Source organism: Anaerorhabdus sp. (assembly GCF_036657415.1).
Classification (GTDB): Bacteria; Bacillota_I; Bacilli_A; order Erysipelotrichales; family Erysipelotrichaceae; genus Anaerorhabdus.
Genome location: NZ_JAVXGL010000058.1, coordinates 1 through 12,224 on the forward strand (window position 1 = coordinate 1; position 12,224 = coordinate 12,224).

General features: G+C 34.0%; 12 protein-coding genes and 7 tRNA genes. All 19 read left to right on the forward strand.

The annotated features are described in order from the left end of the window. Positions 1 to 545, forward strand: a 545-nt coding sequence (locus RSB60_RS08340) for a sulfite exporter TauE/SafE family protein (RefSeq protein ID WP_332615709.1), incomplete at its 5' end; no start/stop codon positions are given. Positions 546 to 563: 18 nt separating this feature from the next. After that, the gene (locus tag RSB60_RS08345; RefSeq protein WP_332615711.1) at positions 564 to 1,085 is read left to right on the forward strand and encodes a hypothetical protein; all 522 of its coding nucleotides are present in this window, start codon (positions 564 to 566) and stop codon (positions 1,083 to 1,085) included. A gap of 9 nt (positions 1,086 to 1,094) precedes the next feature. Further along, entirely contained in the window at positions 1,095 to 3,557 is a 2,463-nt protein-coding gene (locus tag RSB60_RS08350; RefSeq protein WP_332615713.1) for a heavy metal translocating P-type ATPase, read from the forward strand. Positions 3,558 to 3,703: 146 nt separating this feature from the next. Continuing rightward, positions 3,704 to 3,780 (forward strand) — tRNA-Arg (locus tag RSB60_RS08355). 10 nt (positions 3,781 to 3,790) lie between these two features. Further along, a tRNA-Pro gene (locus RSB60_RS08360) sits at positions 3,791 to 3,867 on the forward strand. A 16-nt stretch (positions 3,868 to 3,883) separates the two neighbouring features. Further along, positions 3,884 to 3,960: transfer RNA gene (locus RSB60_RS08365), tRNA-Met, on the forward strand. Between the two features lie 29 nt (positions 3,961 to 3,989). Further along, positions 3,990 to 4,066 (forward strand) — tRNA-Ile (locus RSB60_RS08370). Between the two features lie 17 nt (positions 4,067 to 4,083). Then, positions 4,084 to 4,174, forward strand: a tRNA-Ser gene (locus RSB60_RS08375). 22 nt (positions 4,175 to 4,196) lie between these two features. Beyond that, a tRNA-Met gene (locus tag RSB60_RS08380) sits at positions 4,197 to 4,273 on the forward strand. 3 nt (positions 4,274 to 4,276) lie between these two features. Then, positions 4,277 to 4,352, forward strand: a tRNA-Phe gene (locus tag RSB60_RS08385). Positions 4,353 to 4,476: 124 nt separating this feature from the next. Further along, entirely contained in the window at positions 4,477 to 4,926 is a 450-nt protein-coding gene (locus RSB60_RS08390) for a Fic/DOC family N-terminal domain-containing protein (RefSeq protein ID WP_332615715.1), read from the forward strand. Positions 4,927 to 5,135: 209 nt separating this feature from the next. After that, a complete protein-coding gene (locus tag RSB60_RS08395; RefSeq protein WP_323380807.1) occupies positions 5,136 to 5,897 on the forward strand; it encodes a MurR/RpiR family transcriptional regulator in 762 nt (253 codons plus the stop codon). Beyond that, the gene (locus tag RSB60_RS08400; protein ID WP_323380806.1) at positions 5,897 to 6,196 is read left to right on the forward strand and encodes a PTS sugar transporter subunit IIB; all 300 of its coding nucleotides are present in this window, start codon (positions 5,897 to 5,899) and stop codon (positions 6,194 to 6,196) included. The genes RSB60_RS08395 and RSB60_RS08400 overlap by 1 nt, the downstream gene beginning before the upstream one ends. Positions 6,197 to 6,323: 127 nt before the next feature. Then, positions 6,324 to 7,595 carry a PTS sugar transporter subunit IIC gene (locus RSB60_RS08405; protein ID WP_323380805.1) on the forward strand — a complete coding sequence of 424 codons (1,272 nt, stop codon included), beginning with the start codon at positions 6,324 to 6,326 and terminating at the stop codon, positions 7,593 to 7,595. Then, a complete protein-coding gene (locus tag RSB60_RS08410; RefSeq protein ID WP_332615717.1) occupies positions 7,592 to 8,554 on the forward strand; it encodes a GNAT family N-acetyltransferase in 963 nt (320 codons plus the stop codon). The genes RSB60_RS08405 and RSB60_RS08410 overlap by 4 nt, the downstream gene beginning before the upstream one ends. An 8-nt stretch (positions 8,555 to 8,562) precedes the next feature. Further along, positions 8,563 to 9,225, forward strand: coding sequence for a PIG-L deacetylase family protein (locus tag RSB60_RS08415; RefSeq protein ID WP_332475908.1), 663 nt, complete (start codon positions 8,563 to 8,565; stop codon positions 9,223 to 9,225). A 21-nt stretch (positions 9,226 to 9,246) separates the two neighbouring features. Continuing rightward, positions 9,247 to 10,275, forward strand: a complete 1,029-nt coding sequence (locus tag RSB60_RS08420; protein WP_332475909.1) for a MupG family TIM beta-alpha barrel fold protein — start codon at positions 9,247 to 9,249, stop codon at positions 10,273 to 10,275. A gap of 11 nt (positions 10,276 to 10,286) precedes the next feature. Then, positions 10,287 to 11,180 (forward strand): N-acetylmuramic acid 6-phosphate etherase, encoded by an 894-nt coding sequence (murQ, locus tag RSB60_RS08425; RefSeq protein ID WP_323380801.1) that lies wholly within the window; start codon positions 10,287 to 10,289, stop codon positions 11,178 to 11,180. 3 nt (positions 11,181 to 11,183) lie between these two features. Further along, positions 11,184 to 12,224: amidohydrolase family protein (locus RSB60_RS08430; protein ID WP_332615721.1), on the forward strand; the 1,041-nt coding region annotated here is incomplete at its 3' end.

Consider the following 12,224-nt stretch of genomic DNA (forward strand, 5'->3'; position numbering starts at 1 on the left):
GGCCTTTACAATCGATGCAGTTATTCGCATTATCTACAGGTAGTTTAGTCCAAGGGGCATTATCAATGTTTGTGTTTAGTTTAGGAACATTACCATTGATGTTTGGATTTGGCTTCTTAGGAACGATGCTCTCTAAAAAATCAACCGCAACAATGATGAAGATAAGTGCTGCATTAGTTGTACTTCTTGGACTAGGAATGATTAATACAGGAATTAGTATGTCAGGATTCTTAGCATTTGGTACCGAAGTATATGGAAATCAATCAAGTCTTATTGATGATGTCCAAATTGTTGAAATTGAAGTTGGATCACGTTCATATAGCTCAATTACGGTGAAAGAGAATATTCCTGTGAAATTTAACCTTCTTGTAAAAGAAGGAGTATTAAATGGTTGCAATAATGAAGTGGTAATCCCTGAATATGGAATTCGAATAAAACTTCAAGAAGGAGATAACTGGGTAGAATTTACACCCACTGAAGCTGGTATATTTCCTTATAGTTGTTGGATGAATATGATCCGAAGTAGTATCACGGTAACAAAATAATAAAGGAGAAGTTCAATTATGAAAAAAATATTAGGTATAGTTTTGGGCATTGTTGTTGTATTAGGGACAGGGTTTGTAATAATTAAAGGTGAACGCAATGTTGTTAAAACAGAAAGCGAAACAACTTCTTATGGAATTCAAAATGTTCAAAATCTTACTCAAGATATCATTGTTGCAACACGAAACAATGATAAACAAGTCATTGAAACAGAGTTGAGCTATTATGGCTATCCAATTCTTGTGGTAGAAAAAAATGTACCTGTGGAATGGATTGTGAATGTTGAAGAAGAAAATTTGACATCATGTAATAATTTGTTTTATATCCCGGATTTTCAAATACAACATGAATTTAGTATCGGTGAAAATAAAATTGAGTTTATACCGAATGAAGTAGATATCATTGACTATCAATGTTGGATGGGGATGATAAGAAGTAATATTGTTGTCGTTGACGATTTGAATGAAATAGATTTAGAAGAAGTTCAACAACAACTTTCTAATCAAGCAAGAACTAATCGTGGAAGCTGTTGTGGAGACTAAGGAGGAATTATGAAAAAAATATTTAATATAGAGGGAATGACATGTGCCTCATGTGTAGCACGAATTGAAAAGGTTGTGGGCAAAGTAGAGGGTGTATCATCCGTTACGGTAAATTTAGCGACAGAGAAAATGAATGTTGAGTTTGATGAAAATAAAATTTCATCAAATGATATTTCGAATGCTGTTGATAAAGCAGGTTACAAAGCACTAGAAGTTTTAGAAAATAAACCATATACACTGAAAATAAAAGGAATGACATGTGCAGCATGTGCTGGTGCTATTGAAAAAACAGTTGGAAAAATTGATGGAGTAACAAATGTACGAGTTAATCTTGCAACTGAAAAACTAAGTTGTGAAATTGATCCTTCCAAAACAAACAAGGCCGCAGTACGCCAAGGCGTAGAAAAAGCCGGCTATGCTTGGGAAGAAATTGAAAACAAGAACACTGTCGATGAAGATAAAGCACGTAAAGAAAAAGAAATAAAAGTTTTGTGGACGAAATTCATTGTTGCAGCGGTATTTACAGTTCCACTTTTATATGTCGCAATGGGACATATGATTCCAGGAGTAAAGTTACCTTTACCTCAGTTTATTGATCCAATGCACAATCCTGTTAATTTCGCATTGCTTCAAATTGGATTGACAATACCAATTTTAATTGCGGGTTACCGGTTCTACACTGTAGGATTTAAAGCGCTATGGCTACGTTCACCCAATATGGATAGTTTAATTGCAATGGGAACAACTGCAGCGTGTTTATATAGCTTGTATTCAACAGTTCAAATCATTCAAGGGAATCACCATTTTATTGAAGGGTTATATTTTGAAACAGCAGGTGTAATTATAACGTTAATCTTATTAGGCAAATCACTTGAAGCAGTATCAAAGGGTAAAACAAGTGAGGCTATCAAGAAACTTATGGGTCTTGCACCTAAGACAGCAATTATTATTAAAGATAACCAAGAAATAGAAACACCAATTGACGAAGTGTTAGTTGGGGACATTGTTTTAGCTAAACCTGGAAGCAAAATTCCTGTGGATGGACTTGTTGAAGAAGGAAATTCATCCATTGATGAATCAATGTTAACGGGTGAAAGTATACCGGTTGAAAAGAAGAAGGGTGATAAAGTTTTCGCTGCTTCTATTAATAAAAATGGAATGTTGAAATTCAAAGCGACTAAAGTTGGCAGTGACACGGCATTAGCACAAATTATCAAACTTGTAGAAGAAGCGCAAAGTACAAAAGCACCAATTGCTAAACTCGCTGATATCGTATCAGGTTATTTTGTGCCAATTGTATTTTTGATTGCATTAGCGGCATTTGTTATATGGATGTTGGCAGGTAAAGACTTTGTCTTCGCATTAACAATCTTCATATCTGTTCTAGTTATTGCTTGTCCTTGTGCACTGGGCTTAGCTACACCTACAGCAATTATGGTAGGAACAGGTAAGGGTGCAGAGAACGGAATCTTAATCAAAAGTGGTGAAGCATTAGAAGCAGCTCATCAAATTCAAGTTATTGTATTTGATAAAACAGGTACAATCACAGAAGGGAAACCAGAAGTAACAGATATTTTAACAACTGATTGGATAGATTCTAATAAATTACTTCAATTAGTTGCTTCTGCTGAAAAGGGAAGTGAACATCCATTAGGAGATGCAATTGTAAAAGAAGCAGAGAATAAGCAATTATCTTTCTTAGTAATTGAACAATTTGAAGCGCTCCCTGGACGTGGTATAAAAGTTCAAATAGAAGGTAAAGAATTACTGGCTGGGAATTTGAAACTCATGACAGAAGAAACAATTTCAATTGAAGAATTTGATGAAATAGGGAAACGTCTGGCTACTGAAGGAAAAACTCCGATGTTTATCGCAATTGATCACAAGATAGCTGGAATTATTGCAGTGGCAGATGTTATTAAAGAAAGTAGTATTTCAGCCATTACCCGATTAAAGAAAATGGGAATCGAAGTTGCAATGATTACAGGTGACAATTCTCGTACTGCGGATGCAATCGCAAAACAAGTAGGTATTACTCGAGTGTTATCAGAAGTGTTGCCACAAGATAAATCAAATGAAGTTAAGAAGATTCAAAGCGAAGGTAAAAAAGTTGCAATGGTTGGAGATGGTATCAATGATGCCCCAGCATTGGCACAAGCAAATATTGGTATCGCTATTGGAAGTGGTACAGATGTTGCGATAGAAAGTGCTGATATTGTTTTAATGCATAGTAATCTTATGGATGTACCAACAGCGATTCAATTATCAAAGAGCACAATTAAAAATATTAAACAAAACTTATTTTGGGCTTTCGCTTACAACATCGCAGGTATACCACTTGCTGCAGGTGTAATTTATGCATTTGGAGGACCATTATTGAATCCTGTCTTTGCCGCTGCTGCAATGAGTCTGTCTTCCGTATCAGTATTAGCGAATGCATTAAGATTGAAGCGATTTAAACCGATGAAGTAGTATTTTTGGAAGATGCATTGGTGTTTATTCACATTATTAAGGGATATAAATATTTATTTTATTCTTTTGTAATTTAATGTTGCAATTTGTCCTGTAGTTTGCTATTATAATATAGCACTGTAAATTACAGGACATGTTTAAAAAATGCGCCCATAGCTCAACTGGATAGAGCGTTTGACTACGGATCAAAAGGTTGCGGGTTCGATTCCTACTGGGCGCGCCATTTAAATAAACGGGATGTAGCACAGCTTGGTAGTGCACTTGATTTGGGATCAAGGGGTCGCAGGTTCGAATCCTGTCATCCCGACCATTTATTTATTACTGATGGCGAGGTAGCTTAGTTGGCTAGAGCGTTCGGTTCATACCCGGAAGGTCGTGGGTTCGAGTCCCACCCTCGCTACCATCGCTTTAAAGTTTATGAGGTCGGAATACGGACCCTTAGCTCAGTTGGTCAGAGCTACCGGCTCATAACCGGTTGGTCGTAGGTTCGAGTCCTACAGGGTCCACCAGCTAATTTAATCTTTATGGAGGAATACCCAAGTGGTTGAAGGGTCCGGTCTTGAAAACCGGTAGGTCGGGAAACTGGCGCCTGGGTTCGAATCCCAGTTCCTCCGCCATTTAAAAAATTTATTATCACATCGCGGGATAGAGCAGTCTGGTAGCTCGTCGGGCTCATAACCCGGAGGTCGTTGGTTCAAATCCTTCTCCCGCAACCAAGTGGTCCTGTAGCTCAGTCGGTAGAGCAATGGACTGAAAATCCATGTGTCGCCGGTTCAATCCCGGCTGGGACCACCATTTAGAAAAGTAGCATTCAACTTCGGTTGGATGCTTTTTCTTTAAATTTGACTTATGTTATGACTGAAAAACTTAAAAAATCAGTCGCGTTAATAATACATGACTGAATGATGTTACTCTTAATGTGGGTGAAGCAAAAGAGTCATCAGAAATTGAGAATATCATCACTACATACGATAAACTTTTTAAAAAGATGGTAAGTAATATTCATGAAAATGTTGCAAAGGAAGTATTACAATATCGTCAAGGTATTAATATGGGTTTTTCAATTTTAAAAGAAAAAAGATTTATTAGTATTAATAGTATAATTGATATTCATCATTGCATTGAAGCTAATAAAGGTGGAATTAGAAAGCTTTCAGGTACTGTGATTAAGAATGCTATAACTAATGAAATTGTTAGTAGTATGGAAAACAACACAATGCAACTTAAGCAAAAACTTTCTAAACTATATTCAAGTAATTTAGTGGATTTTCTTTACTTTGAATTCTATACAAAGAATGAATATCTTAGACAAAAGATAGGATGTTTTAGAGATATGGCAACAAAGCATTTAAAGATGCTAGAGAAATAAGGGTTCTTATCAAGCGAGAAAATTGGAATTTATAATAATGAAGAAGTGAATTATATTCACGATTAATGGCGTATAAAGTATCCCTGATTTATGACTAAAGTATACTTTTCGGGAAAAATACCAAAAAGATAAAAAAAGTTTTAAAAAAGCGTTTACATTTTGAAATGATGAGTCTATAATAGGGTCAAGTAAGGAAGGCTACTAATAATATGGATCCATTAAGTCGAATTGAGATACATCATAAAGAATTTACAGAAACTGAAAAGAAAATTGCTCGTGCCATAACCAATGAACCTCGCGATGTTGTAAAAGACAACATTACAACGGTTGCTAGCAAAATGAAAGTATCTAAGTCAGCACTGCTTCGCTTTTGTCAAAAAATTGGATATGAAGGATTTTCTGAATTTAAATATGAATTAACAAGATTTATGAATGCTGATGAGAGTAATGATGAACAAAGTAATGATTTAGTTAACTGGATACAGAAGAGTTTGGATGATATGAATAGTAAATCGTTATTATCATCTGTTCAAGATGTTGCTGAAGCTATTGTTAATGCTAAAAAAATAAGAATATTTGGAATTAATGAAACAGGTTTAGCAGCAAAACAGTTGTACTATCGGTTACTATCACTTGGCATTGATTCTGCAGCAATCACTGAATTAGAGACGATGCATTTCTATTCGAATCTAAACTTTACCAATGATTTATATATCTTTTTCTCACTATCTGCGACAACAGAGGCTGTTGTGGATGCAATGATTAAATCAAGTGATAGAAAGAAAAAAACAGTACTTATTACACAAAATACGAAATTTAGATATCGTGATAAAGTAAGCCATGTTATTGTTTTACCAACAATTAACACAGAAGGTAAAACGCGATTTGTTGATTCACAAATGTTAAATTTCGTATGTATTGAATTGTTAATAAATAACATCTCTAAACTACTAATTAGAAAGGAAACCTAATGAAAAAGATTATTTTACTATGTGCAGGGGGAATGTCTACAAGTCTTTTAGTATCAAAAATGGAAGATGCAGCAGCTCAACTTGGAATTGAATGTCAAGTTAGTGCACATCCTGTTACTGCGGCAAAAAGTGTTGCATCAGACGCTGATATTGTTCTTTTAGGCCCTCAAATTCGTTTTGAACTAAATAACATTAAATCCTTGTTACCGGATAAAGAAGTTCGGGTTATTGACATGATTGATTATGGTATGATTGATGGCAAAGCGATTGTAAACAAGATTGTGGATTTTATTAAATAAATGTATTTTAAGAAGTTGCGTTGCAACTTTTTAAATAGCTATTACTGGGAAAAATTCCACATCAATAAAAAAAATATCATTAGTAGATGAGAGATGTATTTAAATATAACTTGAGGAGGATAAAAAAATGGAAAAATTTACAAGATTTATCGAAACGAAACTTGCTCCACCGCTTGTACGATTCTCACAAATAAGATATCTACAAGCGATCCAACGTGTCTTCATGACAACAATGCCTGTATTAATCTTCAGTTCATTCTTAATTCTAGCAGCGGCTTTACCGATTCCTGGATGGGATAAAATTGTTGCAAGCTTTTCAGGAAAGTTATGGATGGGTGTTAACAGTACATTAGGACTTTTATCACTACTTGTAGCAATTCTTTGCGGATATCACTTAGGGGCTTATTACCATGAAAAAGGAGAAAAAGCTTTACCTGTAAACACAGCGATAGTTTCATTCTTGTCATTCATGATGTTCAACCCTATCTTTAGCACTGCTGAGGGACAATCTGTAGTTTCTGCAACATTCTTTGGTTCAACAGGAATCTTTGCGGCTTTCTTCATTTCGTTCACAGCTGTCGAAATTTATCGTTTCTTCATGAATAAAAACTTTACGATTAAAATGCCAGCAGGTGTACCACCTATGGTTGTTGATGCATTTACTTCATTGATACCATCTATGGTTGCTATTGGAACATATTGGCTTATAGCTCAAGTGGCTCAAGTTAATGTGCTACAAATTATCAATGATGGCTTTCAACCACTTGTTTCAGCAGGTAAAGGGCCAGTTCCACAATTCTTTGCATTCTTTTTGGATAGATTATTATGGTTCACAGGAATTCATGGGTCAAATGTCGTTCAATCAGTTATGAGACCAGTTTGGATTCAAATGTTTACTGAAAATGCCGAAGCACTTCAACTTGGATTAGCAATTCCAAATTTATTAACTGAAGAATGGTGTAATTATTTCATTCGAATTTCAGTATTACCTATCTGCGTTTTAGCAGCAACATCTAAAGTTAAACGCTATAAAACACTTGGTAAAATGGCATTACCAGCATCAATTTTTAATATCGCAGAACCAATTATGTTTGGGTTGCCATTAATTTTAAATCCAATCTTATTCTTCCCATGGGTGTTTGGGTGGTCATTCTTATGGATTTGGACATATTTCTTTACAGCAATTGTTCCGATTTTACCACCAGTTATAACTCAAGTAGCTTGGACTGTTCCTTGTCCAATATCAGCATATTTGGCTACAGGTGGAAGTTGGATTGCAGCATTATTTAGTTTAGGTAATTACTTTATTATTGGACTTATTTTCCTTCCATTCTTTAAAGTTTTAGAAAAACAAGCTATTAAAGAAGAAAATTTGATTGCAGAGGGGGGAACGAATTGAGTAACGCAATAAATATCTCACTTACTCAATACGATCAACGTTTTGAAGCCCAAGTTGTCAACTTATGGAATGAATGTTTAACAAGTGATCTTATCACCCTTCCCATTTTTAGAAAGCAAGTACTTTTTGATGAAAACTTTCGACAAGAATTTGCGTTTTGTGCAGTAGATAATAACACACTTGTTGGTTTTGGCTTTGGTATGAAACGTATCTTTCCTTATTTGGAGAGAGGAGTTGAACCAGAAAAGTCATGGATTAATGTTGTTTTTGTAAAAGAGAGCTACCGAAGAAAAGGAATTGGAACTCAATTGGTGAAATGTATTGAGGAAAAACTAAACGATGGATTATCTAAGAAAATCACCTTAGCATCTTATAGTCCAAATTACTTTTTTCCAGGTGTCGATCGAATAAACTACAAAGGTTCACGAGAATTCTTTGAGTATAATGGTTATCAAATTTCAGGTGAAGCAGTTAGTATGTCAAAATCACTATTTGACTACGAAGTTCCACAAGAAACTATTGATAAAGTAAATGAATTAGCAAAGGTAGGTTATCGCTTTGAAAGATTCACCTACAATTATGCATTTAAACTATTAGAATTCTTGAAAAATGAATTTGGTGGTGGTTGGAAACAAAATGCACTTTCACTCATGAAAACAAATGAAGCAGAAGATACAATCTTAATTTGTATTGATAAAAATGATGATGTAGTTGGATTTTGTATGAGAAAAATGGATGGATTTCCAATGCGTTTTGGACCATTTGGTGTAAAAGCTGAACTAAGATCTTTTGGGCTTGGAGGAATACTCTTCGATTTAATGCAAAAAGAAATGAAGTCACAGCGATTGTTTGATTTATACTTCCTATGGACACATGGAGCTGGTCAAAGATTCTATGAAAGACATGGCGTTCATGTATATAGAGAGTATGACTTAATGGAAAAGAAATTTGAGGAGTAGAAACAATTATGAAAAGAGTTATTTGTGTGGGGGCACATCCATTAGATGCAGATCTAATGGGTGGTCCTCTATTGATGAAATATGCAGCGAAAGGTGCACATTGCACAATGATGCATTTGGTTAAAGGACGCCTTGAAGGAGATGTTGATTCAGAAACTCAACATGCATATCAAGAAAATTTGAAAAAAGAAATGATTCAAGCGGCCCAAACTATTGGGTGTGATTGTAATATGCTTGAGTATACTACCGCAGAATTACCTTCTGTGGATGTGTTTGCAAATACTTTAGTTGAGTACTTTGAAAAAGAAGGTGTTGAGTTAGTTATTACACACTGGCGAGGGACAATGCATGCACGCCATTATTATGCTTATGAGACAGTAACAAAGGCAATTAAAATTTTACGTAAACGCGGGAAAAATATTAAATTACTTTATGGCGAAAACTGTGAAGATTTGATTTCATTTATTCCCCAAGCAAATTATCATATGTCAAAAGAAGAATTGGATCAATGGTTTAAAGCATTGAACTGTTACACAATTTTTAGTGGGAATGTCAATGAAGTTCCATACAATTCTTATTATCGTACAACAGGAGTTATTCGAGGAATTGAAAATGGTGATTACGAATATTACAAATCGTATATGTATCCATGTTTAATTGAAACTATTTAAGTGAATGAAGGGGTAAAAATTATGTTAGGTGTATCAGCGTATTTTAAAGATTTAGATTTAAATTATTTAGAAGAGGTTTCAAAGTATGGGGTTAAATTTGTATTTACATCAATCCATATTCCTGAAGATGATAAAGCGGATATAGAAAGTAAATTACCAATATTTCTTGCACAATGTCAAAAATTAGATTTGTTTATTGTGCCTGATGTTTCACCACGTACATTTGAAAAGTTAAATCTATCAATAAATGATTTTGAAGGACTAAAAAACAAAGGATTTAAAGCAATACGCTTAGATTTTGGTTTTGATGATCCATCTGAGATTGCAAAATTGCAAAAGGATTTTATCATCATGTTAAATGCAAGTGTGATGACTAAAGAAGATTTGCTAAAGTGTGAAAAAGCTGGATTAGAATTAGATAAAATCATTCTTACTCATAATTTTTACCCACATAAAAATACTGGACTTGATGAAAGCTATTTCATGGAAAAAAATCGTGATTTCGTTTCAATGGGTTTAAGAATTCAAGCTTTTGTCTGTGGTGATGATTTAAGACGATATCCATTATATGAAGGATTGCCAACATTAGAAAAACATCGTGGGTTAAACCCATTCGTTGCTTCAGTTGAGTTAATGAATAAATATGGAATTACTGAAATCATGATTGGAGATTCAAAAGCTAAGATTGAAACTATTAAGCATATACATGAATACATGGAAAATAATGTAATTCATATGAAGGTATCTCTTGAGGAACCTTATGAAAATATGTATAACGAAATTTTTTCGATTCGACCAGATAGCGGAAAGCTAATACGATTAGCAATTCAACGAGACAGCACTGTAAAGCAATTCCATACTGTTAATAGACCTGCGGGGTCAATTACGATGGACAACCAGCTTTATGGACGATATTCAGGTGAGGTTAGTTTGGTAAGAGATGATTTAGAATGTGATGCAAGAGTAAACGTAATTGGATATATTCATCCAGAGTACCAACCACTATTAGCATATCTTGATAAAGAAACACGTATTAAATTTATTAGATAGGGAGAAATAAGATGTTAAATATTGACTTAAACAAACTCTCAACTGAAAAGAGAAATGAATTAACAATGGAATTAGATTCGATGAGTTCTATTGAATTTTTATCCTTGATGAATAAAGAAGATCAACAGGTTCCTTTAGCTGTTGAAAAAGAATTAGAATCAATCAGTCAAGCAACAGAAATGATTATTGACGCATTGAATAAAGGGGGAAGATTAATTTATTTAGGCGCTGGAACAAGTGGTCGATTAGGTGTACTAGATGCTGTTGAATGTTCACCAACCTTTCAAACAACAACTGAAGTAATGGGATTAATTGCAGGAGGGGATTCAGCATTTGTAAAAGCTAAAGAAGGTGCTGAAGATAGTGAAGATGAAGGCGCAAATGATATATTAAATCATGATGTAAATAGTAATGATGTCGTTGTAGGGATTGCAGCTAGTGGTAGAACACCCTATGTTATTGGCGCATTAAAAAAAGCGAGAAGTCTCAATGCTCGAACTGTCGCAGTTGCATGTAATAAAAATAGTTTAATTGGAAATTATGCAGATATTAAAATAGAAGTAGAAGTTGGCCCTGAAGTTTTAACGGGAAGTACACGTTTAAAAGCAGGAACTGCACAAAAATTAGTATTGAATATGTTATCTACTGCATCCATGGTAGGAATTGGGAAAACATATAAAAATTTAATGGTTGATTTGAAGCCATCTAATCTAAAACTAGTAGAAAGAGCAAAGAAAATTATCATGGAAGCAACCGGGTGTCCATACGAAATAGCTGAGGAAAAGTTTATTGAAAGTGGACAATCATCAAAAATAGCTATCGTAATGATATTAACTGGTTTAAATAGAGAAGAAGCTTTACATAAATTAGAAAAAAATAATGGCTTCATAAAGAAGTCGATTTAATATATGACAAAATATGATTATTTATTATTGAATGGGCATGTTATCGATCCTGAAAATGGTATTAATGAAGTTATGGATATAGCTGTCCAAGATGGTAAAATTGCAAGAATTGATAAATGTCTTGAAAATCAAACAGCAACATCTATTTTAGATTTATCAGGTCTTTATGTTACACCGGGTCTTATTGATGCTCATGTACATTGTTACTACAATACAGGTGTTCAAAAATCATGGACTGGTGATTATAGTATTCAACCAGACCTAATAAATTTATCGCAAGGTGTTACAACTATGATTGATGCAGGAAGTTCGGGAAGTTACAACTTTGATCATTTTCGTTCAACAGTTATTAATCGTTCAAAGACTAAAATCTACGCATTACTTAATATAACAGATTTAGGAATGACAAGTCTTCGTGATGAACAATATCCTCTGGAAAATGATTTTCAATCTTTTATATCTTGTTATCAAAGAAATAAAGACAGAATTGTAGGAATAAAAATAGCTCATTATGATGGAAAAGATTTCAATGATATTGATTATGCAAAAAAAATACAAGAAGAAATTCAAATTCCAATTATGGTTGACTTTGGTGTATTCAAGAAGGAAAGACCATATGATGAACTGTTGCTGAGTAAACTAAGGCGCGGTGATATAACAACACATTGTTTTCGAGGGCCAGTGCCTATTTTAGATACAGAAGGATATGTCTATGACTATTTAAGAGAAGCACGAAAAAAAGGAATAATCTTTGATGTAGGTCATGGTGCAGGAAGCTTTCTATTTAGAAATGCAATTCCAGCTGTTCAACAAAATTTTCTGCCAGATATTCTATCAACGGATTTGCATGTTTTAAGTTATCGTTATACAAGTGGAATGAGTGATTTACTATCTAAATTTATGAGTATTGATAACACTAAATTTTATGATTACATTCGTATGACTACAGAAATACCAAAAAAGGTTTTTGGATTAAAAAATTGTGGAAACATATCTGTTAAATCAGAAGCAGATATAGCAGTATGGAATTTACGTAAGGGAATA

What these genes read in the sequence shown, in the direction of transcription:
- RSB60_RS08345 (WP_332615711.1), top strand. Translation starts at nt 564, where the DNA reads ATGAAAAAAATATTAGGTATAGTTTTGGGCATTGTTGTTGTATTAGGG.
- RSB60_RS08350 (WP_332615713.1), top strand. Translation starts at nt 1,095, where the DNA reads ATGAAAAAAATATTTAATATAGAGGGAATGACATGTGCCTCATGTGTA.
- RSB60_RS08395 (WP_323380807.1), top strand. Translation starts at nt 5,136, where the DNA reads ATGGATCCATTAAGTCGAATTGAGATACATCATAAAGAATTTACAGAA.
- RSB60_RS08400 (WP_323380806.1), top strand. Translation starts at nt 5,897, where the DNA reads ATGAAAAAGATTATTTTACTATGTGCAGGGGGAATGTCTACAAGTCTT.
- RSB60_RS08405 (WP_323380805.1), top strand. Translation starts at nt 6,324, where the DNA reads ATGGAAAAATTTACAAGATTTATCGAAACGAAACTTGCTCCACCGCTT.
- RSB60_RS08415 (WP_332475908.1), top strand. Translation starts at nt 8,563, where the DNA reads ATGAAAAGAGTTATTTGTGTGGGGGCACATCCATTAGATGCAGATCTA.
- RSB60_RS08420 (WP_332475909.1), top strand. Translation starts at nt 9,247, where the DNA reads ATGTTAGGTGTATCAGCGTATTTTAAAGATTTAGATTTAAATTATTTA.
- murQ (WP_323380801.1), top strand. Translation starts at nt 10,287, where the DNA reads ATGTTAAATATTGACTTAAACAAACTCTCAACTGAAAAGAGAAATGAA.